The 23,254-nt window shown below is 66.0% G+C and carries 22 protein-coding genes and 1 riboswitch; of the genes, 4 read left to right on the plus strand and 18 right to left on the minus strand.

The annotated features are described in order from the left end of the window. Nucleotides 1–8: 8 nt before the first annotated feature. The 7 genes from kdpB to VM621_RS17635 form a co-directional block, all read right to left on the minus strand. Entirely contained in the window at nucleotides 9–2,093 is a 2,085-nt protein-coding gene (kdpB, locus tag VM621_RS17605) for a potassium-transporting ATPase subunit KdpB (protein ID WP_325470263.1), read from the minus strand. Further along, nucleotides 2,090–2,683, minus strand: coding sequence for a potassium-transporting ATPase subunit KdpC (kdpC, locus tag VM621_RS17610; RefSeq protein ID WP_325470264.1), 594 nt, complete (start codon nucleotides 2,681–2,683; stop codon nucleotides 2,090–2,092). The genes kdpB and kdpC overlap by 4 nt, the downstream gene beginning before the upstream one ends. 10 nt (nucleotides 2,684–2,693) lie before the next feature. After that, on the minus strand, nucleotides 2,694–4,397 hold the full coding sequence (kdpA, locus tag VM621_RS17615; protein ID WP_325470265.1) for a potassium-transporting ATPase subunit KdpA: 1,704 nt from the start codon (nucleotides 4,395–4,397) through the stop codon (nucleotides 2,694–2,696). A gap of 112 nt (nucleotides 4,398–4,509) precedes the next feature. Next, entirely contained in the window at nucleotides 4,510–4,704 is a 195-nt protein-coding gene (kdpF, locus tag VM621_RS19660; RefSeq protein ID WP_414674569.1) for a K(+)-transporting ATPase subunit F, read from the minus strand. A gap of 85 nt (nucleotides 4,705–4,789) precedes the next feature. Then, the gene (locus VM621_RS17625; RefSeq protein WP_325470267.1) at nucleotides 4,790–6,985 is read right to left on the minus strand and encodes a carboxy terminal-processing peptidase; all 2,196 of its coding nucleotides are present in this window, start codon (nucleotides 6,983–6,985) and stop codon (nucleotides 4,790–4,792) included. A gap of 81 nt (nucleotides 6,986–7,066) precedes the next feature. After that, nucleotides 7,067–8,551: a hypothetical protein gene (locus VM621_RS17630; protein WP_325470268.1), complete on the minus strand. Its 1,485-nt coding sequence runs from the start codon at nucleotides 8,549–8,551 to the stop codon at nucleotides 7,067–7,069. 109 nt (nucleotides 8,552–8,660) lie between these two features. After that, entirely contained in the window at nucleotides 8,661–9,077 is a 417-nt protein-coding gene (locus VM621_RS17635; protein WP_325470269.1) for an organic hydroperoxide resistance protein, read from the minus strand. Nucleotides 9,078–9,332: 255 nt separating this feature from the next. Between VM621_RS17635 and VM621_RS17640 the strand changes: the two genes are divergently transcribed. Genes VM621_RS17640 through VM621_RS17650 form a run of 3 tightly spaced genes read left to right on the plus strand, consistent with a single transcriptional unit; the run spans nucleotide 9,333 to nucleotide 11,969 of the window. Further along, on the plus strand, nucleotides 9,333–9,887 hold the full coding sequence (locus VM621_RS17640) for a redoxin family protein (RefSeq protein ID WP_325470270.1): 555 nt from the start codon (nucleotides 9,333–9,335) through the stop codon (nucleotides 9,885–9,887). A gap of 37 nt (nucleotides 9,888–9,924) precedes the next feature. Continuing rightward, complete coding sequence (locus VM621_RS17645; protein ID WP_325470271.1) at nucleotides 9,925–10,665, plus strand: response regulator; 741 nt, start codon at nucleotides 9,925–9,927, stop codon at nucleotides 10,663–10,665. Continuing rightward, nucleotides 10,662–11,969: a HAMP domain-containing sensor histidine kinase gene (locus VM621_RS17650; protein WP_325470272.1), complete on the plus strand. Its 1,308-nt coding sequence runs from the start codon at nucleotides 10,662–10,664 to the stop codon at nucleotides 11,967–11,969. The genes VM621_RS17645 and VM621_RS17650 overlap by 4 nt, the downstream gene beginning before the upstream one ends. A gap of 41 nt (nucleotides 11,970–12,010) precedes the next feature. Here the strand turns inward: VM621_RS17650 and VM621_RS17655 are convergent, their stop codons facing one another. From VM621_RS17655 to VM621_RS17665, 3 genes are all read right to left on the minus strand, one after another. Then, nucleotides 12,011–13,042, minus strand: coding sequence for a D-cysteine desulfhydrase family protein (locus tag VM621_RS17655; protein WP_325470273.1), 1,032 nt, complete (start codon nucleotides 13,040–13,042; stop codon nucleotides 12,011–12,013). Between the two features lie 76 nt (nucleotides 13,043–13,118). Then, nucleotides 13,119–13,616, minus strand: coding sequence for a DUF4142 domain-containing protein (locus VM621_RS17660; protein ID WP_325470274.1), 498 nt, complete (start codon nucleotides 13,614–13,616; stop codon nucleotides 13,119–13,121). Nucleotides 13,617–13,703: 87 nt separating this feature from the next. Further along, the gene (locus tag VM621_RS17665) at nucleotides 13,704–13,877 is read right to left on the minus strand and encodes a DUF1328 domain-containing protein (protein WP_159896214.1); all 174 of its coding nucleotides are present in this window, start codon (nucleotides 13,875–13,877) and stop codon (nucleotides 13,704–13,706) included. A gap of 248 nt (nucleotides 13,878–14,125) precedes the next feature. Between VM621_RS17665 and VM621_RS17670 the strand changes: the two genes are divergently transcribed. Further along, the gene (locus tag VM621_RS17670) at nucleotides 14,126–14,923 is read left to right on the plus strand and encodes an isocitrate lyase/phosphoenolpyruvate mutase family protein (RefSeq protein WP_325470275.1); all 798 of its coding nucleotides are present in this window, start codon (nucleotides 14,126–14,128) and stop codon (nucleotides 14,921–14,923) included. Between the two features lie 44 nt (nucleotides 14,924–14,967). Here the strand turns inward: VM621_RS17670 and VM621_RS17675 are convergent, their stop codons facing one another. The 8 genes from VM621_RS17675 to VM621_RS17710 all read right to left on the minus strand — a co-directional run bounded on the left by VM621_RS17675 (nucleotide 14,968) and on the right by VM621_RS17710 (nucleotide 22,805). Further along, the gene (locus VM621_RS17675; RefSeq protein ID WP_325470276.1) at nucleotides 14,968–15,168 is read right to left on the minus strand and encodes a hypothetical protein; all 201 of its coding nucleotides are present in this window, start codon (nucleotides 15,166–15,168) and stop codon (nucleotides 14,968–14,970) included. Nucleotides 15,169–15,311: 143 nt separating this feature from the next. Then, nucleotides 15,312–15,896 carry a hypothetical protein gene (locus tag VM621_RS17680; RefSeq protein WP_325470277.1) on the minus strand — a complete coding sequence of 195 codons (585 nt, stop codon included), beginning with the start codon at nucleotides 15,894–15,896 and terminating at the stop codon, nucleotides 15,312–15,314. A 131-nt stretch (nucleotides 15,897–16,027) separates the two neighbouring features. Beyond that, entirely contained in the window at nucleotides 16,028–16,855 is an 828-nt protein-coding gene (queF, locus tag VM621_RS17685; protein ID WP_325470278.1) for an NADPH-dependent 7-cyano-7-deazaguanine reductase QueF, read from the minus strand. A 64-nt stretch (nucleotides 16,856–16,919) separates the two neighbouring features. Further along, nucleotides 16,920–17,912, minus strand: coding sequence for an aldo/keto reductase (locus tag VM621_RS17690; protein WP_325470279.1), 993 nt, complete (start codon nucleotides 17,910–17,912; stop codon nucleotides 16,920–16,922). Continuing rightward, nucleotides 17,909–18,352 carry a MerR family transcriptional regulator gene (locus tag VM621_RS17695; protein WP_325470280.1) on the minus strand — a complete coding sequence of 148 codons (444 nt, stop codon included), beginning with the start codon at nucleotides 18,350–18,352 and terminating at the stop codon, nucleotides 17,909–17,911. The genes VM621_RS17690 and VM621_RS17695 overlap by 4 nt, the downstream gene beginning before the upstream one ends. Nucleotides 18,353–18,539: 187 nt before the next feature. After that, entirely contained in the window at nucleotides 18,540–18,929 is a 390-nt protein-coding gene (locus tag VM621_RS17700) for an acyl-CoA thioesterase (protein WP_325470281.1), read from the minus strand. Between the two features lie 74 nt (nucleotides 18,930–19,003). Next, entirely contained in the window at nucleotides 19,004–20,032 is a 1,029-nt protein-coding gene (locus tag VM621_RS17705; protein ID WP_325470282.1) for a ribonucleotide-diphosphate reductase subunit beta, read from the minus strand. A 265-nt stretch (nucleotides 20,033–20,297) separates the two neighbouring features. Then, a complete protein-coding gene (locus VM621_RS17710; RefSeq protein WP_414674570.1) occupies nucleotides 20,298–22,805 on the minus strand; it encodes a ribonucleoside-diphosphate reductase subunit alpha in 2,508 nt (835 codons plus the stop codon). Nucleotides 22,806–22,973: 168 nt separating this feature from the next. Next, nucleotides 22,974–23,184, minus strand: a riboswitch (cobalamin riboswitch). Nucleotides 23,185–23,254: the final 70 nt, after the last annotated feature.

Here is a 23,254-nt window from a genome sequence, read left to right on the forward strand (position 1 = left end):
GCGCCGGGTCACATCAGCGGCGTGAGGATCAGGTCGATCAGCTTGATGCCGATAAAGGGCGCGACGATGCCACCCACGCCGTAGACCAGCAGGTTGCGGGTCAGCAGGTCCTTTGCCGGCGCAGGGCGATAACGCACGCCGCGCAGGGCCAACGGGATCAAAGCGACGATGATCAGGGCATTGAAGATCACGGCCGACAGGATGGCCGAGCCCGGCGAGTGCAGGCGCATGACGTTGAGCGCGTCCAACGACGGGTACGTGGCCACGAACGCCGCCGGTACGATGGCGAAGTATTTCGCCAGGTCGTTCGCGACGCTGAAGGTGGTCAGCGCACCTCGCGTCATGATCATCTGCTTGCCGACCTCCACCACGCGCAGCAGCTTGGTCGGATTGGAGTCGAGGTCGACCATGTTTCCGGCTTCCTTGGCCGCCTGCGTACCGCTGTTCATCGCCACCGCCACATCGGCCTGGGCCAGCGCCGGCGCGTCGTTCGTGCCGTCGCCGGTCATCGCCACCAGGTGACCTTCGCTCTGGTAGCGGCGAATCAGCGCCAGTTTGTCCTCGGGCGTGGCTTCGGCGAGGAAGTCGTCGACGCCTGCTTCCGCGGCGATGGCGGCGGCGGTCAGGCGGTTGTCGCCGGTAATCATGACCGTTGCGATTCCCATGCGGCGCAGTTCGGCGAACTGCGTCTTGATGCCGTCCTTGACGATGTCCTTGAGTTCGATCACACCGAGCACGTGGCGCCCCTCGGCAACGACCAGCGGCGTGGCGCCGCGACGGGACACCGTTTCCACCGTACGCTCGACATCGACGGGAAACGCGCCGCCTAGGCTTTCCACGTGTGCGCGCAGCGCCGACGCCGCGCCCTTGCGAAGGACCCGCTCGCCATCGTCGACACCGCTCATCCGCGTCCGCGCGCTGAACGGAACCGCTGCGCTACCCGTCGGCAAGCTGGGGTCCTTCGTGCCCAGTCGCTCGCGCGCCAGCGTCACGATGGAGCGACCTTCCGGGGTTTCGTCGGCCAGTGACGCGAACCGCGCGGCTTCGGCGAGCGACTCGGCGGTGACACCGGCGGCCGCATGCAGGGCGTGCGCCTGGCGATTCCCCAGCGTGATGGTGCCGGTCTTGTCCAGCAGCAACACATCGACATCGCCGGCGGCCTCGATGGCGCGGCCGGAGGTGGCGATGACGTTCGCCTTCAGCATGCGACTCATGCCGGCGATGCCGATCGCCGACAGCAGTGCGCCGATGGTGGTGGGGATCAGGCACACCAGGAGTGCGACGAGCACGGTCACGCTCACCACGGCACCGTGGCCGCTCAACGCCACGCTGAGTGCCGAGAAGGGAAGCAGGCTGGCGCAGACCATGAGGAAGATGGCGGTGAGCGCGACGAGCAGGATGGTCAGTGCGACTTCGTTAGGCGTCTTGCCGCGCCGTGCGCCTTCGACCATGGCGATCATGCGATCGAGGAAGGCTTCGCCGGGGTTTGCGGTGACACGGACGACGATCCAGTCCGACAGCACGCGCGTGCCGCCGGTCACGGAGGAGAAGTCGCCACCGGATTCGCGGATCACCGGAGCGGATTCGCCGGTGATCGCCGACTCGTCGACGGAGGCGACCCCTTCGACCACCTCGCCGTCGGCGGGGATCACTTCGCCCGCTTGCACGAGCACGAACGTTCCCGCGGTGATTTCGTCACTGCCGACGATATGCCAGAGGCTGTCCGGTCGAGGCTCCCGAAGCACCTTGGCGTGCACGCGCTTCTTCGCTGCGCGCAGGGCTTCCGCCTGCGCCTTGCCGCGTCCTTCGGCCAGCGCTTCGGCGGCGTTGGCGAACAGCACGGTGAACCAGAGCCAGCCCGCGATGGCCCAGACGAAACCGGCCGGGGCGTCCGCATGACCACGCAGGGCCTGCACCCCGAGCACGGTGGTCAGGATGCTGCCCAGGTAGACGACGAACATCACCGGATTTTTCCATTGCGTCGCCGGCGCCAGCTTGGCGAACGCGCCGACGACGATCGCCCAGGGCCCCGGCGAGGCGATCGCCGGGCGGTCATCGAGGCTTTCGGGAACGGTGGGTAGGGGCATGCTCATGGAAGGGTCCGGATCGATGCGCCGTCGAGCGCGAGGTTCAAGGTGAGGACATTGACGCGCGGCTCGCCGAGCACGCCCCACTGACGGCCCAGTGCTTGCCGGTCGATCAGCGCGGCGATGTCGTTCGCCGACAGGTGCCGCTCGGCGGCCACGCGCGCCGCCTGGGCATGCGCGTTCGCGAGGCTGATGTCGGGATCCAGGCCGGAGCCCGACGACGTGACGGCGTCCACGGGCACGGGAGCATCCGGGGCGAGGTGATTTTCCTTGCGGAAGGCCTCCGCACGCTCGCGCACCGTGTCGCGCAGCCTGGCGCTGGTGGGCCCGAGATTGCTCGCGCCGCTGGCGGCCGCGTTGTAGGGCTGGTCGCCCGTCGCGCTTGGCCTGGGATGGAAGTAACCAGGCGTGTGGAAGTCCTGGCCAAGCACGGCGGAACCGACCACGGTATCGCCGTGGCGCACCAGGCTGCCGGCCGATTGGCGAGGGAACAGGGCGGTGGCGAGACCGGTCGCGGCCAGCGGATAGGCCAGGCCGGTGATCGCCATGAAAAGCACCGCCGAGACGAGAACAGGACGAACAAGGGAGAAGGACATGGTCATTGCCTCAGAAGAACTGGCTGGCCGTCATGGCGAGTTGTTCCACGATGGGGCCGAGGGCGAGCGCGGGCAGGAAGGTAAGGCCGCCCACGACGACGATGACGAAGATCAGCAGGCCGGTGAACAACGGCGTCGCCGTCGGCAGCGTGCCCAGGCTTTCCGGCACGCTGCGTTTCATCGCCAGCGAGCCGGCGACCGCCAACATCGGCAGGAGCGTGAAATACCGGCCCATGAGCATCGCCAGGCCGATCGTCGTGTTGTAGAAGGGCGTATTGGCATTCAGGCCGGCGAATGCCGAACCGTTGTTCGCCGTGCCCGAGGTATACGCGTAGATCAGCTCACTGAAACCATGCGGGCCGGCGTTGGCGAAGCTCGCCGAAGCACCTGGCCAGACCGCGGCCAGGGCGGTGAAGCCGAGGATGCAGAATGGATGCGCGAGCACCGCCAGCATCACCAGCTTGATCTCGCGCGCCTCGATCTTCTTGCCGAGGAACTCCGGGGTGCGGCCGATCATCATGCCGACGAGGAACACGGTGAGGATCGCGAACGAGACCAGGTTGATGAACCCCACGCCGACGCCGCCGAATACGTCGTTGAGCATCATCAGGAACAGCGGCACCATGCCGCCGAGCGGGGTGAGCGAGTCGTGCATCGCATTCACCGAGCCGGTCGTGGCCGCGGTGGTCACGGCGACGAAGGCGCTGGTCTGCGCGATGCCGAAGCGCATCTCCTTGCCCTCCATGTTGCCGCCCGGCTGCAGGGCACCGGCGGTCTGATCGACCGACAGGCTGGTGAACATCGGATTGCCGTGGCGCTCGGCAGGGTATTCCACGCAGAGGAATCCGACGAACATGACGATGAAGGCGGCGAGGAATGCCCAGCCCTGGCGGTGCCGGGAAAGCATCCGGCCGAACGCATAGGTCAAAGCCGAAGGCACCAGGAACATGGCCAGCATGTGCAGCAGGTTGGTCAGCGGCGTGGGGTTCTCGAACGGGTGCGCCGCGTTCACGCCGTAGAAGCCGCCGCCGTTCGTGCCGACGTGCTTGATTGCCTCCAGGCTCGCCACGGGACCGACCACGATGTGCTGCGTCGCCCCCTCCAGGGTGCTGGCATCCGCGCTGCTTGCCAGCGTCTGCGGCATGCCCTGCCACACGTACACCAGCGAAAGCACCAGGCATGCCGGAAGCAACAGGCGCCAGACGATGCGGCTGACGTCGGCCCAGTAGTTGCCCACATCGCGAGCTTCGCGCTGTGCGAGGCCGCGGATGAAGGCGGCACAGCCGGCGATGCCCGACGCGGCGCTCACCGTCATCAGGTAGGTGACGACGGCCATCTGCGAGAAGTTCGACAGGCTCGACTCGCCCGAATAGGACTGCCAGTTGGTATTGGTGACGAAGGATGCCGCGGTGTTGAAGGCGAGATCGGGCGTCTGCGCCGGTCGCTGGAGAGCGTCGAACGGCAGCCACGCCTGGATGCGCAGGATCGCGTAGCCGAGCAGCATCATGGCGGCGTTGCTCAGGACCAGTGCGATGCCGTAATGCTTCCAGTCCATCGGCGCGGCGGGATCGATGCCCAACAGTCGGTAGCCGAGGCGTTCGACCGGCCAGTGGTCCTTCGCGACGAGAACGCGGGTGAGCCAGCGTCCGGCCACGACGACCAGGCCGGCCATCAGGGTCAGGAGCAAGGCGAATTGGGCGATATCAATGGACATGTTCGCTCAGATCCGGTCCAGGGCGATGACGATGCAGGTGGTGGTGGCGAAGAACAGCGCCGCCACCGCCACGAAGACGATGTCGTACATGGAAGAACCTCGATGGGTGGTCTCAGAACCGCTCGGGCCTGATCAGTGCGTAGAGCAGGTAGGCGAACAGCGCGAGCAGCAACAGGCAGCCGAAGACGATCATGGCGGCGCGGCCAGGGCAGGGATCGGACGCATGGCGAAGGGCCTCTCGATAAGGGAGGCAAGCAGCGTAGGACGGTCCGATTAAAGACGGCGGGGGGATTGGCCCGGGAGGCATCAAGGCCGTATCAAGGCCTTCGCGCCCAGACGCACGGGACCGCCGACTTGCCCGCCTTCTACGACGGATCGCGGTCCCCGGCGGTTTAGGCGCCTTTCGCCGTCATCGCCATCGCCGCTTCGTCGGCGACGATCTGCGCGGCTTCCTGCACATAGGCGTCGCTTGACGGCTTGGCTGGCCCGGGGCGCTTGTCCAGCGCCACGCTGCGTTCTTCCGGATCCAGGCCGTCGTCGCCCTGGACGGATGCGTCATCGTCGACAGGCAGGCCGTCGGCGATGTTCAGGGCCTTACGGCGGGCGCGGAAGTCCGCGGACGCCTTCAGATCGGCTTCCCTTGTCGCCTTCCGTTCGTCGAGGTTCAAGGAAACGCGGGTTCGTGCGGCGATCGCCTGAAAGGCATCCAGTTCGTCGATCGTGAGCTGCCAGCGGGCCGCGTGTTGCACGCGCGACGCATGCGCATGCTCGAGGTCGGCAATGAGCGATCCCGTCGTCGGATCGGTCGCATGCGGCACGGCAGGAATGGCTGATGCCGGCAAGGCGTTCGTATACGTGGATTCGCCGAAGTCCTTTTCGCTCTCCGTCGCTGGGAAGACGATGTCCGGCGTCACGCCGAGCAACTGCGTGCTCGCACCGTTGATGCGATAGAACTGCGCGATCGTCATCTTGAGTTCGCCGAGCTTGCCCTCGTGCTCTTCCTGCACGGCGTCGTCCAGGTCGAGAAGATTCTGCACGGTGCCCTTGCCGAAGGTGCGTTGACCGAGGATGACGCCACGGCCGCGATCCTGGATCGCCGCGGCGAAGATCTCGGAGGCCGATGCCGAACCATGGTTCACCAGCACGCCAAGGGCACCGGACCAGGTCGGCGCGGCCTCGGCGGCGCCCTGCACGTCGACCTTGCCGTCCGCGCTGCGCACCTGGACCACCGGGCCAGCGCCGGTGAACAGGCCGACCATGTCCGCCGCCTCGGTCAGCGAGCCGCCGCCGTTGTCGCGAAGGTCGATGACGACGCCGTCCACCTTCTGCTTCTTGAGTTCGCCCAGCATGCGCGAGACGTCGCGCGTCACACTGCGATAGTTCGCATTGCCGGCACGGCGGGCATCGAAGTCTTCGTAGAACGAGGGCACGGTGATGATGCCGAGCTTGTGCGCATGGCCTGGCTCGCCGACCTGGAGGACGGTCTGTTTCGCGGCTTCGTCCTCGATGCTGATGTGGCGGCGGGTGAGAGTGACGACGTGCGGGGCGACATCGCCCTTGCTTTCATCCGGGAGCAGTTCGACACGTACGCTCGTGCCGCTCTTGCCCTTGATCAACGCGATGACGTCGTCCGAGCGCCAGCCGATCACGTCGGTCAGCGGACCGGCGGCGCCCTGGCCGACGCCGGTGATGCGATCGCCGACGTGAATCTTGCCGGACTTTGCGGCGGGACTTCCCGGTATCAGTTCCGTGACCTGCGTGTACTCGTCGTGCTCGCGCAGGTATGCGCCGATGCCTTCGAGCGACAGCGACATTTCCGTATTGAACGCCGTCGCGGCCTTGGGGGCGAAGTAGTCGGTATGTGGGTCGGTCGACTCGGCATAGGCGGTCATGAAGAGCTGGAAGGCGTCGTCGGCGCTGGTTTTCTGGATGCGCGACGCGAGGTTGGCGTATCGATGGGCAAGTGTCTTGCGGATGGCGTCGTCACCCTGGCCGGCGAGCTTCAGTCGCAGCCAGTCTTCCTTGGCGCGCTGGCGCCAGAGTTCATGGAGTTCGTCGGTGGACGCCGGCCACGGCACGTCCTTGCGCTCGGTGGCGATGGATTCGTGGACGCCGAGATCGAAGCCGTCCTTGAGCAGCGACTGTGCATAGCGCGTTTCCTCCACCACCCGGTTGAGATAGAGATTCACCGGTTCGAACGCCGGCGTCAGGTCGCCCTGGTCGATGGCGGTGCCGAGCGTGGGGCGAAGCGGCGCGAAATGCGCGATGTCCGCCGCCGTGAAGTAGCTGCGGTCCGGGTCGAGTGTTTCGATCAGCTTGTCGAAGACGACGGCCGAAAAGTTCGCATCCAGCGGTCGTGGCCGGTAGTGGAACCGGGTCAGGAACAAGCTGGCCACTTTGCCGGCGGTGGCTTCCTGGTCGGCGGGGACCAGCGCGATCGGAGCCGATGCACGAGAGGTCGAGGTGCTGCTGTCGGCCGAGCCGGCGGTACTTGTTACCACCGCCTGGGATGCGCCAACGGCCGTGGTCAGGGCAAAGGTCGCGCAGATCGCCAGGGCGGCGAAGACGACGGAGCGGGGCGAGGTCATGGGGATAGTCGGTAGGGATGCGTTGGAGTCATTCTGGCATGGCGATCATGCCGAGGCTCCCCCATAAGGCGCATCGTGCCGTCAGTTTCCGGCTTTCGACGCCCGCGCTTCGCCTGCCAGCGCCCCCGCCCGACCGGGCGATCCGGTCAGGGTGGCCTTGAAGGCGGCCAGGGCCGGATCGGGCCGGTTCTGCGCCAGCAGCAGGTCGCCGAGCTGTTCGCGTGCGGGCAGGATCGGGCCGGGCGTCACCGGCCGCTTTTCCAGCGCGTCCTCCTTGTCCGCGGCGGCGGTCAGCAAGGTCTCCGCGCTCGCGGCCTCGCCGCTGGCCTGGGCGGACCACGCCATGACTTCGTCCGCGAGCACACTGGTCTGCACCGACCAATAGGTATCGCCGGTGTCGCTCAATCGTTTCGCGATCTGGCCCAGCCGCATCGCTTCCTTCCGTGCTTCCGCGGGGTGCCCCGTACGGGCCAGGCCCAGCCCCCTCGCCCATACGGCGATAGCGACCACGGAGGGCGGCGCGCCCTGGGGGTCCGTGATCGCGCTGGCATCCGCCCAGTGTTCCTGCTCGACCGCGACGCGGATCGGCATGGCGGTGGCGGCGTAGGCGACGCCGAAGTCCTTCATGTCCAGAGGCGGCATGGCGTGCAGTTCGTCGACGACGCCCGTGGCTTCTTTCGCGCGGCCGGTTTGCAGGTACGCGTAAACCAGATAGTCCATCGCGTGAAGCCGTCCCATGGTGTCCCCATGCTCGCGCGCGGACTTCGCCGAGGCGAGGTTGGACTGGATGGAATCGTCCCACAGACCGAGCCGGGTGAAGATGTGCGACGGCATGTGCAAGGCATGCGGCGCCGACGGTGCGATGCCGGCGTACTTCCTGGCCGCGGGAAGGCCCTGCTGTGCCAGCTCCGCGCTGTCGCAGGCGTGGATGAGGTAGTGCGCGATGCCGGGATGATCGGGGTTGATGCGGAACAGCGGCTCGAGGATAGCGATGGCCTGCTTCTGCTTCGCATGGGTCTTGTCGGACGGTGCGGCATTGGACAGCAGCGCCACGGCGTAGAACACCTGCGCTTCGACATCCTTGGCGTTGGCTCGGGCAACCTCGCCCATCGCCGTTTCGTAGGCGAGCGTGCGTTGCGCGGGCTCGAGGCCCGGATCGACCTTGTAGAGCTCGCCGAGCGCACGAATGAACTGTTGCTCGCGTGGTGTCGCCGCACCCAGTCGTGCCGCCTCGAGCATTTCCTTCTGTCCGGCCGCGAAGGTATCGGGCGGAAGGGCCGGAGCCCAGACCGGATGGAAGTACGTCATCGCCACGCCCCAATGCGCCATGGCGCATTTCGGGTCGGTGGCGGCGATCTCCTGGAAGGCCTGCGTGGCCGCCCCGTAGGCGAAGGAATGCAGCAGGGCGACCGCACGGTCGAAGGGCTGTTGCACCTTCGGGTCGCAGGAAATGGGGAAGGTGACCTTCCCCAGTTTCTCGGGTATGCCGTGGTCGTGCATTTCCCGGCCTTGCGCCGTTGCGACGATGAGCACCGCTACACACACGAACCACGACCGACGAAACATGCGCATCTCCGTTCGTTACCGGGAGCCACGTGGTTCGTGGCTCGCAATAATCTACGCCTGTCGCGCGGTCGCTCCCATATCCAAAACGGCTATTCCGCCAGGGCCGGACTCAGACGAGCGTGGTGACGATGTCGATATTGCCGTGCAGGGCCTTCGAGTACGGGCAGGTGCGATGGGCGGCGTCGACCAGGGACTGGGCCACGTCGCGGTCGAGACCGGGCAGGCTGACGTTGAGGCGTGCCTGCAGGAAGTACTCGTCGCCGGAGGTGCCGAGATCCACTTCGGCGTTCACCTCGGTATCCCTCGGCAGGGCGACGTGTCGCGCACGGGCGGCGAGTCCCATGGCACCGATGAAGCAGGCGGACCAGCCGGCGGCGAGCAGTTGCTCGGGGTTGGTACCCTCGCCGGCCGTACCCGGAGGGGACAGCTTGATGGCCAGGCGGCCGTCGGCGCTGCGCGACTCGCCGTCGCGGCCGCCGGTGGTGCGGGTCTTGCCGGTGTAGAGGACATTCTGGATGCGCGACATGGTGGTTCCCGTTCGTTGAAAGTGAGGAACATGAGACACCCGCGGCGTATCCCAGGTGTGTCGTCCCCCCCGCCGAAACGCGTCGTAATGTATAGCGCCGGCCGCCGGATACATTCGGATACACGGGGCGCCGGACGGCATGGGCCAGGCCCCCGGTGGCCGCGCTACGTTCGGTTACAAAACGGCCCTTGCACGACATGCGCGGGATACGTGGCGGGACTTCAATGAGTCATCCTCAGTCAACGGTGACTTGCCATGACCTCGCCCCGCCTTCTCCTGGTTTTCTCCTCCCTGTGCCTCGCCCTCCTTGCCTCGTGGCCGGCTGGTTGGGCCCGTGACCGCGCCGGCGACGCCGTGTCCGGCGCCTCCACCGCCGTGCCTGCGCCGGAGTTCGCCGGCATCGACCGCTGGTTCAATTCAACCCCGCTGACGCTGAAGGATCTGCATGGCAAGGTCACCCTCGTCGAGTTCTGGACCCATGAGTGCATCAACTGCGTGCATGTCGTTCCGCACACCGAGGCGCTCTACCGTCGCTACGCGAAGGATGGGCTTGTCGTCGTCGGCGTCCACACGCCGGAGTACGACGAAGAGCACGATCTGGGTCGCGTCGCCGCGGCCATCCGGGCACAAGGCATCACGTACCCGGTGGCGGTGGACAACGCGTACGCCACCTGGAACGCCTATGGCAACCGCTTCTGGCCTGCGCTGTATCTCATCGATCGGAACGGCAAGATTGTCTACAGCCACTACGGCGAGGGAAACTACGACGAAACCGAAGCGCGCGTCCGCCAGTTGCTCGGCAAGGCGTGAACCTGCGTAGCCTTACCTATCGCCACGGGAGACTGGCATGGACCACGTCGATCACATCCTCGTCGTCGACGACGACCGCGAGATCCGCACCGGGGTCGCGCAATACCTGCAGAAAAATGGGCTGCGAACCAGTGTCGCGGCGGATGGTCGCGAGATGAACGCCTTGCTCGACTCCACCGCCGTGGACCTCATCGTGCTCGACATCATGATGCCGGGCGACGACGGCCTGGTGCTCACCCGCAACCTCCGTGCGAGCAAGCACCGGGCGATCCCGGTGCTCCTGCTCACCGCGCGTGACGACGAGACCGATCGCATCATCGGCCTGGAGATGGGCGCGGACGACTACGTGGTGAAACCGTTCTCGCCACGCGAGCTGCTCGCGCGCATCAACGCGGTGATCCGGCGCACGCGCATGTTGCCGCCGAACCTGCGGGTGACCGAAGCCAGCGGGATGCTCGGCTTCGGCCGCTGGCGCCTGGACACCACGGCGCGTCATCTGCTCGACGAGGAAGGCACCATCGTGTCGCTGAGCGGCGCGGAGTTCCGCCTGCTCCGAGTGTTCCTCGATCATCCGCAGCGGATCCTCTCGCGCGACCAGTTGCTCAACCTCACCCAGGGGCGCGACGCGGAGCTGTTCGATCGCTCGATCGACCTGATGGTCAGCCGCCTTCGTCAGCGCCTCGCCGACGACGCCCGCGAACAGACCTATATCAAGACGGTGCGTAACGAAGGTTACGTCTTCACGATGCCCGTCGTGGTGCTCGGAGAGGCGTCGTGAACGCAAGGCTCCGGCGTTGGATGCCGCGTAGCATCGCATCGCGCCTGTACCTGATCATCTTCGCCGGGTTGCTGCTCGCCCACGGCATGTCGTTCGGGCTGCTGTTCTTCGAACGCTACCAGAGCGCGAAGACGGTCATGCTCAACACCCTCGAGCACGACGTCGGCAGTTCGGTCGCCATCCTCGACCGCCTTCCCGCCGGGGAACGGCCCGCGTGGCTGGGCCGCCTGCAGCGCGACACCTACCGCTACATCCTCGGCCCGGGCCAGGCCGGCACCGAACTGATCTCGGATCGCTCGCGCGTGGTCACCGGACTGATCCAGCGCGAAGTCGGGCCCTCGTTCGCGGTCAAGGCGAACACGGTCTCCGTGGGCCCGGAGCGCTACCAGGTGCATCTCACCTTGCACGATGGGGCGCCGCTCACCATCGAAGTGACGCCACGCGTGATGCCACTCGCCGACTGGCTGCCCTTCGTCTTCATTCTGCAGATGGTCGTGCTCGTGGTGATCACCTGGCTGGCGGTACGCCTGGCGACGCGACCGCTGGTCCGACTGGCACGCGCGGCGGAGAAGATGACGCCGACGAACGAGGGTCCCCGCATGCGCGAGGACGGGCCCACCGAAGTCGCCCGCGCGGCGGTCGCCTTCAATGCCATGCAGGACCGCATCGCCCTCTACGTGAAGGAGCGCTTGCAGATTCTCGCCGCCATCTCGCACGATCTGCAGACCCCGATCACGCGCATGCGCCTGCGCGCCGAAGCGCTCGACGATTCGACCGAGCGTGGCAAGCTGCTGGACGACCTCCACGAGATGGAACATCTGGTACGCGAAGGCGTGGCGTATGCACGCAGCGCACACGGCGCGACAGAGACGCCACGCAAGATCGATCCCTCCGCCTTCGTCGAGAGCCTCGTCTTCGACTATCAGGACACCGGCAAACCGGTAAGCCTGTCGGGCAGCATCGACGGCACCGCGGTCGTCCGGCCACAGGCCTTGCGCCGGGTGCTCGGTAACCTGATCGACAATGCGCTCAAGTACGCAGGCACGGCGGACGTGGGCATCGCACGGACGGCCGCAGGCACGCTGTGCATCGACGTCGCCGATCGCGGGCCCGGTATTCCCGAAGCCGAACTGGTACACGTTCTGGAGCCGTTCTATCGGTTGGAGACCTCGCGTAATCGCGATACCGGTGGAACAGGGTTGGGGCTGGCCATCGCGGCCCAGCTGATGCTGTCGGTAGGCGGGCGACTCACGCTGGCCAATCGGCCGGGCGGAGGCCTGCTCGCGAGAATCGAGCTGCCATGATGTCGACGCCACGGCGCTGTTTTTCCCGCACGAAGCGTCCGTCAGCTCGTGAGGTCGTCGCGGTACGCGTATAGCCCGGGTTGGCCACCCGTCGCGACGAACAACACGTGCTCGCCGTCGCGCACGGCTCCGCTACGCAGATCGTGCAGTAAGCCTGCGAACGCCTTCCCCGAGTACACCGGGTCGAGAAGAATGCCCTCCGCACGGGCCATCAGGCGCACGGCGTCTTTCATGGCCAGGGTGGGTACGCCGTAGCCCTCGCCGCGCTGCGAACCGTCGATGCATACGTCGCCCTCCGCCAGTTCGGCCGGCGACTCCAGCAGGGCCAGCGCATCGCGTGCCAGACCAAGCGTGGTCGTCACCGCCGCATCCCGCTCGCCGAGCACGGAGTACGCCTGCACGCGTTCCGGTTGGCGACCGAGCGCGGCGAAGCCGGCGATCAGCCCGGCATGGGTACCCGAACTGCCGTTCGGTACGACGATGCGGTCGAAGCGCACGCCCAGCGCCTCTTCCTGCTGCGCGATCTCCCGTGCGCAGCGCGCATAGCCAAGTACCCCGCGCGGTGTCGAGCCTCCGGTGGGCAGGACGACCGCGGTGCGGCCCTTCGCCTGGAGGGCTTCGGCGCGCGCGTTGGCATGGGCCAGCGCATTCTCCCCGCGTGGCAGCAAGGTCACTGCCGCGCCGAACAGCTCGTCGAGAAGCACGTTGCCATTCTTCTCGTAGTCGTCGCCGTCTTTCGGGACCATCCGGGCGAGGAACATCTCGCACGCGAAGCCGTGCCGGGCCGCGGCGGCGGCGGTCAACCGCGCATGATTGGACTGTACGCCGCCGACCGTCACGATCGTATCCGCGCCGATCTCGCGTGCGTGACCGAAGTGATACTCCAGCTTGCGCAGTTTGTTGCCACCGCCGCCCAGGGCCATGACATCGTCGCGCTTGATACTCAGGCGAATGCCGCGCGAGGCGAGCCCCAGTTGCTGCTCGATGCGCGGGAGCGAATGGATGGTCGTCGTGCTGTCCAGCAGGGCGATGCGCGGCAGGCGATCGAGTGCGGAGAGGGCATCGGGGGACATGGCGTTTCCGGGGAGGCGGGGAGGGCAGACCCGCAATGATCCGCCGATTCGCCGTCCCCGGCGAGCCCGTGCCGGGTCAGAACGGTGGCAGCGAATCCGCCAGCTTCTCGTGCTCGCGCAACACGGGCAGCGTGTCGTGGGCGAAGGCGCGTATCTCGGTGTCCTCGCCCTTGGTCGCCTCGAGTTCGTAAAGACCCGCGGTCAGCTTGTGTGACTTGACCATGAGATCGGAGTAAGCGCGGTCGAAGGCTGCGCCATCGAGGCCTTTCAACCGGTCGATCTCCTGCTGTTGGGCGGCGTCCGGAGCGGCGGCGATCTGAATGCCCTTGCTCCCGGCCAGTTTGCCGAGTTTCTCGTTCGCGTCCGTGTGGTCCGCCACCATGCGTGCGGCATATTTCTTCACGTCATCCGACGACGCCTGGTCGGCGGCGAGTTTACCCAGTGCGATTTCGCTGAGGTTGCCGCTGCTCGCTTTGCGGACGAAGTCGGTATCGGCGGCGCTGCTGCGTGCGGATTCGGCGGCGCAGGTGCCGGTCAGGCAAGCAGCCAGGAGAAGACAGACAAACATGCGCATGGCCAAATCCCGTGAGTGACATCCGGATAAGACAACGCCCCGGTCTGGGGCCGGGGCGTTGTCCCTCTAACTCGATGTGCGCGTGACTTATATCCTGGGACCGCGACGCAGGCCGCCGAACAGCAGCGACAGGATGAACAGGATAAGGAAGACCACGAACAGAATCTTGGCGATGCTGGCGGCGCCGGCGGCGATGCCGGTGAAGCCGAAGACCGCCGCGATGATGGCGATGATGAAGAAAACTACGGCCCAATGCAGCATGGCGATGACTCCTCTTGGTGACGCGGCAAAAGCGAAATGGGTGGGATGGAGCGGTCCTGCCGCCCGGGCGGCAACACTTGCTGCTCCAGGTCGGGTGTCATTCGACCATCGCTTGCCTGAAGTCCGTGTCGTCAACGGGTGAGCCCCTGTCTCACCGCGCCTATGCATCTCCTACACGTCGTGCGGCAGTTGCGGCGGCGGCGCCAAGGCGCGATGGTGTGCGGACCTTCTCGCCAGGAACGTTCCCCATGAGCGCACAGCGCCTTCGAGACCTCCACCGCGGCAGCGAACTGCTGGTCCTGCCCAATGCCTGGGACCCGGCCAGCGCCGTGGTGATCCAGCATGCCGGTGCCCCCGCCATCGCCACGACGAGCGCCGGCGTGGCGTGGTCGTGCGGCTGGCCGGACGGCGACCAGCTGCCCGCCGGCGAGATGGTCGGCGCGGTTCGCCGCATCCTGCGCGTGGTCGACCTGCCGTTGACCGTGGACATCGAAGAGGGGTGTTCGGACGACCCGGCCGAAGTGGCCGGGTTGGTCGCCACGCTCGTGGACGCCGGCGTGGCGGGCATCAATATCGAGGATGGATCGAAGTCGCCGGACCTTCTCGTCGCGAAGCTGAAGGCGATACGCGCCACGCTGGGCGGCCGCGATCTGTATATCAACGCACGCACCGACGTGTACCTGCGCGGGATGGCTGCGGGGAACGCAGCCGTCGAGGAAGTCACCGGCCGCGCGAAGCGTTACATCGACGCCGGCACGGACGGCATGTTCGTTCCCGGCGTTGCGGCGCTCGACGACATCCGCCGCCTTGCCCAGGCGATTGCGCCGGTGCCGCTGAACGTCATGCTGGTGCCGGGCCTTCCCACGCGAGAGGAACTGTTCGCGGCGGGTGCGCGACGGCTGAGCGCGGGCATCGCGCTGTCGCTGGACGCGTATGCGGCCACCGCACGCGCGGCGGCCGAGTTCATGGGCAGGCCGGAGCCCGGGGTAGTGAGTTATTCGACGCTCAACGGTCTGCTCGGCACGCGCGCGAACCCACCGACGTAGACGAAACCGCGGCCGGACCTCGAACGTTGCGCAGACCGACCGCCCTAGACGAGGGCGGCATCCCAGTAGGTCTGTTTCTTTATGACAAACGTGTCGTTCGAGGGCGCCACCAGGAATTCTTCGAGGAACGTTATCGACCCTTGGCCGAGGGCGACCGACCCGCTTGCGGCAATGACGCAGGTGTCGGTATCCGTGTCGATGTATCCGCAGCGCGATACGGAAACGCTGCCCGGTCGGCCTATCATCGCGAAGCGGATGATCCGCGGTTCCAGGGGTTTCGATTCGCCGTTCTCGAAGTACGGACTGGGGTAGGCGAGAGAGATCCCATACGAAAAAACGGGCGGCTTTCGCCGCCCGTTTCCGGGGCATATCGGCAGGAAGAAGCGAATTACTTCTTCTTGACCTCGAAGGCTTCGTTGCCCACGGCCTGGCCGTTGAGCGAGATGACGACCTTGTACTTGCCTTCCGGCCACTCGTTCGGGTTCTGGATCTTGAACGTGGTAACGGCCGGGCCTTCCGTGCTGATCGACTGGCTGATGTCGCTGACCGTGGTTGCGGTGTCGCCGTCCTGGTAAGTCCACTTCGCATTCAGCGTGGCGCCGGCCGAGTTGCCGTCGGTGGCGACCGAGGCGTAGATGGTCTTGTCGGACGGAGCGAAGGCGTTCTTGGCCTTGGCGACCTTCTTGTCGGCGCCGACGGCATTACCGAGGGTGACCGAACCGACCTTCAGGGTGTCCGCGGCGGCGGGTGCAGCGGCAGGGGCCGGAGCGGCGGCGGGCTGGGCAGCCGGAGCGGCGGCGGCGGTGGTCGCGGCGGCCGGAGCGGCCGGCGCCGTGCTGGCGGCAGCCGGAGCCGTCGTGGACGGTGCCGGCGCGGCGTTCTGCTGATCTTCCTTCTTGCCGCAGGCGGTGAGGACCAGCAGGCCGGCGACGGTGGCCGTGGCGAGGGCGGACGAGCGGAAGGAAAGCTTCATGTCTGGATTCCGATAGTGCTGATCAAAGTCGAATGGGACGAGGCGCAGGGACCAATCCCCTTGGCCGCGGCAGGTTACAGGCTACACAACTAAAGGCAAGACCAATGAAGAACGCATGAACGATGCATTCATCATTGGCGCGCGCCGCGCGGATTGCCGGGGACGGCGGTCGGGTCCGTGCTGCGGAACGGGTTGATATCGAGGCCGCCCCGGCGCGTATAACGCGCATAGACGGCCAGTTCGCGAGGGGCGCATCGCTCGCGGATATCCATGAAGATGCGCTCGACGCACTGCTCGTGGAATTCGGTGTGGCTGCGGAACGAAACCAGGTAACGCAGCAGGCCCGCATGGTCGATCGACTCGCCCTTATAGGCGATCTGCACGCTGCCCCAATCGGGTTGCCCGGTCACCGGGCAATTGGAGCGAAGCAGGTGCGAGACCAGGATTTCGCTGGCATCGCCGCCGTGGGTGCGGAGGAAGTCCGGGCGCGGCGGGCCATAGCTGTCGAAGTCCAGTTCCTGGATATCGAGCAGGTCGCCTTCCGGCTCACCGATGGGCGTGCCGTCGAGCGCGCCGGGTGCGCGCAGGATCACCTCGGTGGCGCCGCCGGCCGCGGCCGAGAGGTCACGGACGAGCAAGGCGCGCACGGCCGCGGCATCCGCCAGGCGTTCCTGGGCGAAACTGTTCAGGTACAGCTTGAAGGACTTGGATTCGACGATGTTCGGCGTGGTCGCCGGAAAACGGAATTCCGCCACCGCCACGACCGGCTTGCCGCGAAGGTCCAGCCAGGACAGCTCATAGCCGTTCCAGACGTCCACGCCATGAAAAGGCAGCGCATCGACGGACACGCCGATCTCGTCGCGTTTGCCCTGGCGGGGAATGGGATAGAGCAGCCCGGCGTCATAGCGGTCGGCGTAGACGGTGGCCTTGCCCAGCGGCGAGTGGTCGGCAGATGACATCCGCCCATTATAGGGATGGAAGCCCGACCCCCGTTAACCGGGGGCAAGGCCTCCGTTCATCGGATCAGGCGTTGATGAAACCCATCATGTTGGCCTGGTAGCGGTCGCCCGCGGCGGCGTCCGGCGGGAAGATGGCGTCGATCTCCGTCACTTCGGCGCTGCTCAGGGCCACCTCGACGGCGCCGGCGTTTTCGTCCAGGTAGGTGCGACGCTTGGTGCCCGGGATCGGAACGATGTCTTCGCCCTTGGCGAGCACCCAGGCCAGGGCCAGCTGGCCCGGCGTGCAGCCCTTATCGGCGGCGAAGGTCTTCACCTTGTCGACGATGGCGACGTTCTTGTGGAAGTTCTCGCCGACGAAACGCGGGTTCAGGCGACGGTAGTCGTCTTCGGCGAAATCTTCCGGCCGGGTGATCGCACCGGTGAGGAAACCACGGCCCAGCGGGCTGTACGCGACCAGGGCGATGCCGTGTTCGCGGCAGGCGGCCAGGGTACCGGTGGTTTCCGGGTCACGCGTCCACAGCGAGTACTCGCTCTGCAGCGCGGCGATGGGATGCACGCCGGCCGCCTTGCGGATGGACTCGGCCGAGGCCTCGGACAAGCCGAGGTGCCGTACCTTGCCTTCTTCCACCAGCCGGGCCATGGCGCCAACGGTTTCCTCGATCGGTACGGCCTGGTCGACACGGTGCTGGTAGTAGAGGTCGATGTGATCGGTCTTCAGCCGGCGCAGGCTACCCTCCACGGACTGGCGGACGTATTCCGGGCGACCGCTGATGCCGCGCCGGGTCGGATCGTTCGGGTCGCGGACGATGCCGAACTTGGTCGCCAGGAACACCTTGTCGCGGCGGCCGGCGAGCGTGCGGCCGAGCAGTTCCTCGTTGGTGTGCGGACCGTAGGCGTCGGAGGTGTCCCAGAAAGTGATGCCAAGTTCGAGCGCGCGCTCCAGGGTGGCGATGGATTCCTTCTCGTCGCCGGCACCGTAGAACTCGCTCATGCCCATGCAGCCAAGGCCGAGCATCGACACCTGGGGGCCGTGCGTTCCGAGTTGGCGGGTCTTCATGCGTTTCTCCTTCGTTTCGAGGGGATGGCGGCCGGGATCGGCGCCGGGGGCGCCGGTACTTCGGCAGGGGAAGGGGCGCCGTCTTCGACGTACATCGAGCGGTACAGGGCGATCTTGTCGTCCAGTCGCGCGATGGTTTCGGTGAGCGTGACCAGCTCGGTGCGCAGGTTGGCGGCATGGCGGGCGAGGAGATCGCCGCGCAGGCGGATGCTTTCGGGCGTTTCGCCCTGGCGTCGCAGCCCGGCATATTCCTGGATCACCCGCATGGGCATGCCGGTGGCGCGCAGCTTGAGCACGAAGTGGATGAAACGCATCTCGGCCTCGCCGTAGACGCGTTGTCCGCTCCGCCGGGGCACGGGATCGATCAGGCCGATCTGCTCGTAGTAGCGCAGCGTATGAGGGGTCAGGCCGGTGGCGAGAGCGGCCTCGGCAATGGTCATCGAAGAAGGCATTCGAAGAGCGTACGCCTTCGAGTGCACTCTAAGTCAACAGGCTGGGCCACGGCTTCTTGTGGGAGCCGATTCATCGGCGAAAGGGTGCTGGCAGCAGCGTCGCAATGGGCCCGCCGCCGCGGAATCGCCGGCGATAGCAGACTCCCACAGGCGGCCGGCTGCCCCGGACATGGCTTTACACCGGAAGCGGCTGCACCGCCGTGGGCTTATGGTCGGCATCGAGCGCAATCATCGTGAACGTGCCACGCGTGCACAGCTCGCGGGCGCCGGTGAGCAGGTCTTCGGTGTACATGGCCACATCGATCTTCATCGAGGTGCGGCCCACCGAAACGACGGTAGCGATCAACTCGACCATCTGGCCCTTGCGTACAGGCACGTGGAAGTCGACCTGCTCCGAACGGGCGGTAACGACGATCTGCCGGGAGTAGCGCGAAGCGGCGAGGAAGGCCGCTTTATCCATCCACGCCAGCGCCTGCCCGCCGAACAGCGTGCCCAGATGGTTGGTGTGGTCGGGGAAGACGATTTCGAGGAGGCGAGCCTCGATGGGACGGGCGATATCGGTCATGGCTGGGTCCTGTTGCAGTGCAGCAATTGTAGATCACTGCACCGAACCCTGCCCGGCCCACGCCAGGCCAGACGTCAGAACGACTGGTCGAAGGCGACCTCGCCTTCCACGCCGACCTGGTACGAGGACACGCGGCGTTCGAAGAAGTTGGTCAGTTCCTGGACGTCCTGCAGGTCCATGAAGTCGAACGGGTTCTTCGAACCGTATTTCTTTGGCATGTCCAGCTGCACGAGACGCTGGTCGGCGCAGTATTCGAGGTACTGGCGCATGTCGGTGACCGAAAGGCCGGCGACGCCGCCGGAGAGCACATCCTGGGCGAACAGGGTCTCGCAAGCGATGGCGTCCTCGAGCATGGCTTCGACCTGCATGCGCATCTCGTCGTCGAAGAGGTCCGGCTCTTGTTCCCGTACGGTGCGGACGACTTCGAAGGCGAACGCCATGTGCCCGGACTCGTCGCGGAACACCCAGTTGGTGCCCGAGGCCAGGCCATGCAGCAGGCCACGCGAACGCAGGTAATACACGTAGGCGAAGGCGGCGAAGAAGAACAGGCCTTCGATGCAGGCGGCGAAGCAGATCAGGTTGAGCAGGAACTGCCGGCGATGTTCGCGGGTTTCCAGGCGGTGGAGATTCTGGATGGAATCGATCCACTTGAAGCAGAACTCGCCCTTGGCCGCGATGGACGGGATGCTTTCGATCGCTGCGAACGCCTTGTTGCGCTCCGACGGTTCCGGAATATAGGTGTCGAGCAGCGTGAGGTAGAACTGCACATGCAGCGCTTCTTCATACAGCTGGCGCGAGAGATACATGCGCGCTTCGGGCGAATTGATGTGCTGGTACAGGTTCAGCACGAGATTGTTCGACACGATCGTGTCGCCGGTGGCGAAGAAGGCCACCAGGCGATGGATCAGGTGCCGATCCGCGTCCGACATCTTCGACTTCAGGTCCGAGGTGTCCAGCGAGAAATCCACTTCTTCCACCGTCCAGGTGTTGCGGATGGCGGAGCGGTACATCTCGTAGAACTGCGGATACTTCATCGGCCGCAACGTCAGTTCGAAGCCGGGGTCGAGAATATTGGAGTCGCGGGTGATCGGTGCAGCGGACATCGGGTACCTCGGGAAAGGATGAGCGTCTTCTGTGGGAGCCGTTTCTTTGCAAGCCGCTTCTGTGGGAGCCGCTTCTGTGGGAGCCGCTTCAGCGGCGATTGGCCTTTCGGCTTAATCGCTCCAGCGGCGATTGGCCTTTCGGCTTAATCGCTCCGTTGGCTTTTCGCCGCTGAAGCGGCTCCCACATTGTTTTGGGTCCCACATTGTCTTGGGTCCCACATTGTCTTGGGCCCCACAGTGTTTTGGCCCCACAGTGTTCTTCTTGTTACTGGCAGGCTTCGCAGTACTCGGGGTTTTCCAGCGAGCAGAACACCGCGGCTTCGGCCTGTTCCTGCGCATCGACGACCGGTGCGGCGGGCGTCGGCAGGGCGGCCGACGACGAGCTGACCGTGGTCTTGGCGATGCGCGTGGCCGGACGCGAGCGCAGGTAGTAGGTCGTCTTGACGCCGGACTTCCACGCGTACATGTACATGGAGGACAGCTGGCCGATGTTCGGATTTTCCATGAACAGGTTCAGCGACTGGCTCTGGTCGATGTACGCACCGCGCGAAGCGGCGAGGTCGATCAGCGCTTTCTGCGGCAGTTCCCACGTGGTCCGGTAAACCTCGCGCAGCGGCGCCGGAATGGCCGTGATGCCCTGCACCGAGCCTTCGGCAAGCTTGATCTGGTCGCGCACCTCGGCGGTCCACAGGCCCAGTGTCTTCAGCTCGTCCACCAGGTAACGGTTGACCACGAGGAAGTCGCCCGACAGCGTCTCGCGCTTGAACAGGTTGGACACCTGCGGCTCGATGCACTCGTAGCAGCCGGCGATGGAAGCGATCGTCGCGGTCGGTGCGATGGCGATGAGCAGCGAGTTGCGCAGGCCCTTGGCCTTGATCTTCTCGCGCAGCTCGGCCCAGCGGCCGTCGAGGTCGGTCGGCGTGGCGGCGGGCCAGTAGTCGAACTGCATTTCGCCGTTGGCCGAACGGGTCTCCTCGAAGCCCGGCAGCGGACCGTCGCGCTCGGCGATCTCGTTGGACATCGACAGCGCGTGGAAATAGATCTCTTCCTGGATGCGCGTGGACAGTTTGCGCGCCTCTTCCGAATCGAACGGCAGGCGCAGCTTGAAGAAGACGTCCTGCAGGCCCATCACACCGAGGCCGACCGGACGCCACTTCATGTTCGCCGTCTTCGCCGTGGCGATCGGGTAGAAGTTGAGGTCGATGACGCGGTTGAGCTGGCGCACGGCGGTACGCACCGTGGTGGCGAGCTTGTCGTAGTCGAACTGGCCGTCCACCACGTGTCGGGCCAGGTTCACCGAGCCGAGGTTGCACACGGCCGTTTCGCCTTCCGAGGTCACTTCGAGGATCTCGGTGCACAGGTTCGACAGGTGGATGACGTTCTGCGGCAGCGCGGTCTGGTTGCTGGTCGCGTTGGAGCGATCCTTGAAGGTCATCCAGCCGTTGCCGGTCTGGGCCAGCGAACGCAGCATGCGGGCGTAGAGTTCGCGCGCCTTGATCGACTTGGCGGCGAGGCCTTCGGCTTCGGCCTTTTCATAGGCGGCCTCGAAGGTCGGGCCCCAGGTGTCGACGAAATGCGGGACGATCTTCGGATCGAACAGCGACCAGTCGCCGTCGGTCTCCACGCGGCGCATGAAGAGGTCGGGCACCCAGTTGGCGAGGTTGAGGTTGTGCGTGCGACGCGCGTCGTCGCCGGTGTTCTCGCGCAGTTCGAGGAACTCCTCGATATCCGCGTGCCAGGACTCCAGGTAGACGCAGGCCGCGCCCTTGCGCTTGCCGCCCTGGTTCACCGCGGCGACCGAGGCATCCAGTGTCTTCAGCCAGGGCACGAGGCCGTTGGAATGGCCGTTGGTGCCCTTGATCAGCGAACCGCGCGAACGGATGCGCGAGTAGGCCAGGCCGATGCCGCCGGCGAACTTGGACAGCTGGGCCACGTCGCCGTACTTGGCGTAGATGGATTCCAGCGCATCCTGCGGCGAGTCGAGCAGGAAGCACGACGACAGCTGCTCATGCGCCGTGCCGGCGTTGAACAGGGTCGGCGAGCTGGCCAGGTACTCCAGCGACGAGAGCATGCGGTACAGCTCGAGCGTCTCGGCCACGTCGTTGCCGCCAAGCGCGCAGGCGATGCGCATGAAGAAGTACTGCGGCGTCTCGATGACGAAGCGCCTGGTCGGGTGGCGCAGCAGGTAGCGGTCGTACACGGTGCGCAGGCCGAAGTACTCGAAACGGCGCGAACCGGTCGTGTCGATCGCATCGTTGAGCTTGCGTGCGTTGATCTGCACGAAGTCGCGCAGGCGCTCGTTGAGGATGCCCAGGTCGAAACCGGTCGAGATCGACTGCGAGAAGGAATGGATGTCCTGGCCGGACACTTCCTTGTCGACGAAAGCGGCGAGCAGGCGCGCGGCGAGCTGACCGTACTCCGGCTCTTCGGCGGTGAGCGCCGCGGAGGTGCGGATCGACAGCTGGTCGAGTTCCTGGGTGGTGGCGCCGTCGTACAGGCCGCCGATCGTCTTCAGCGCCACGCGCATGGGATCGACCGCATACAGGCCATCGGCGCTGCGCGTCACCGCGCGCACGATCTTGTTCACGTCGACCACTTCGTGGCCACCGTTGCGCTTGGTCACGCGCATCTGTCCGGGGTTGTGCGGCGGCGTCAGCGCGAAGGCCGGCGGTGCGTCGTTCCTGTAACCGGCGGCAGGCGCCTTGTCGGTTGCTGCGGAGGGGGTGGCGGCCGCATCGGCCGTCTCGGTGCGCTCGCGCGCTGCGGAATCCATCGTCGTCATTGTGTTGGCAGCCCCATGGCCTTGGTCAAACCCCGTTCCCGAGGGCGAGGCTCGAAGCAATGCGGCTGGAAACGGGAAAAGTCGGGGACGGAGCGCCTTCGAGAGGGCTCCGGTCCGCGACGTGCTTCCCCGCGGAAGCCGTCACCACTATCGAGGCCGCTCGGGCACCGATCGCTGGCAGGTCTTCGGACTCGTGGACATGGACCTTGCGGTCCGCCTACCCGTCGCTTCCCAGTCCCCGAAGGACCAGTGCATTGAACGGGATCGTTTCCACTTACCGCTGCGGGGCAGTTCCGGATTCACACCGGATTCCCTATTAAGTCCGACGGGCAGTCGCGCCTCTCCGGACACCAACGAGACACACGATATAGCTGGTGACGGGGTGCGTCAACACAAGATATAGGGTGTCGACGTAGGTTGTTGATCGGCCGGGGAGTCGC

The sequence above is a fragment of the Luteibacter sp. genome (assembly GCF_035539195.1).
GTDB lineage: Bacteria > Pseudomonadota > Gammaproteobacteria > Xanthomonadales > Rhodanobacteraceae > Luteibacter.

Bases quoted from the DNA above. Each gene is read 5' to 3' on its own strand.
- kdpB (WP_325470263.1), bottom strand. From the start codon at position 2,093: ATGAGCATGCCCCTACCCACCGTTCCCGAAAGCCTCGATGACCGCCCG.
- kdpC (WP_325470264.1), bottom strand. From the start codon at position 2,683: ATGTCCTTCTCCCTTGTTCGTCCTGTTCTCGTCTCGGCGGTGCTTTTC.
- kdpA (WP_325470265.1), bottom strand. From the start codon at position 4,397: ATGTCCATTGATATCGCCCAATTCGCCTTGCTCCTGACCCTGATGGCC.
- kdpF (WP_414674569.1), bottom strand. From the start codon at position 4,704: ATGCCTCCCGGGCCAATCCCCCCGCCGTCTTTAATCGGACCGTCCTAC.
- VM621_RS17625 (WP_325470267.1), bottom strand. From the start codon at position 6,985: ATGACCTCGCCCCGCTCCGTCGTCTTCGCCGCCCTGGCGATCTGCGCG.
- VM621_RS17630 (WP_325470268.1), bottom strand. From the start codon at position 8,551: ATGTTTCGTCGGTCGTGGTTCGTGTGTGTAGCGGTGCTCATCGTCGCA.
- VM621_RS17635 (WP_325470269.1), bottom strand. From the start codon at position 9,077: ATGTCGCGCATCCAGAATGTCCTCTACACCGGCAAGACCCGCACCACC.
- VM621_RS17640 (WP_325470270.1), top strand. From the start codon at position 9,333: ATGACCTCGCCCCGCCTTCTCCTGGTTTTCTCCTCCCTGTGCCTCGCC.
- VM621_RS17645 (WP_325470271.1), top strand. From the start codon at position 9,925: ATGGACCACGTCGATCACATCCTCGTCGTCGACGACGACCGCGAGATC.
- VM621_RS17655 (WP_325470273.1), bottom strand. From the start codon at position 13,042: ATGTCCCCCGATGCCCTCTCCGCACTCGATCGCCTGCCGCGCATCGCC.
- VM621_RS17660 (WP_325470274.1), bottom strand. From the start codon at position 13,616: ATGCGCATGTTTGTCTGTCTTCTCCTGGCTGCTTGCCTGACCGGCACC.
- VM621_RS17665 (WP_159896214.1), bottom strand. From the start codon at position 13,877: ATGCTGCATTGGGCCGTAGTTTTCTTCATCATCGCCATCATCGCGGCG.
- VM621_RS17670 (WP_325470275.1), top strand. From the start codon at position 14,126: ATGAGCGCACAGCGCCTTCGAGACCTCCACCGCGGCAGCGAACTGCTG.
- VM621_RS17675 (WP_325470276.1), bottom strand. From the start codon at position 15,168: ATGATAGGCCGACCGGGCAGCGTTTCCGTATCGCGCTGCGGATACATC.
- VM621_RS17680 (WP_325470277.1), bottom strand. From the start codon at position 15,896: ATGAAGCTTTCCTTCCGCTCGTCCGCCCTCGCCACGGCCACCGTCGCC.
- queF (WP_325470278.1), bottom strand. From the start codon at position 16,855: ATGTCATCTGCCGACCACTCGCCGCTGGGCAAGGCCACCGTCTACGCC.
- VM621_RS17690 (WP_325470279.1), bottom strand. From the start codon at position 17,912: ATGAAGACCCGCCAACTCGGAACGCACGGCCCCCAGGTGTCGATGCTC.
- VM621_RS17695 (WP_325470280.1), bottom strand. From the start codon at position 18,352: ATGACCATTGCCGAGGCCGCTCTCGCCACCGGCCTGACCCCTCATACG.
- VM621_RS17700 (WP_325470281.1), bottom strand. From the start codon at position 18,929: ATGACCGATATCGCCCGTCCCATCGAGGCTCGCCTCCTCGAAATCGTC.
- VM621_RS17705 (WP_325470282.1), bottom strand. From the start codon at position 20,032: ATGTCCGCTGCACCGATCACCCGCGACTCCAATATTCTCGACCCCGGC.
- VM621_RS17710 (WP_414674570.1), bottom strand. From the start codon at position 22,805: ATGGATTCCGCAGCGCGCGAGCGCACCGAGACGGCCGATGCGGCCGCC.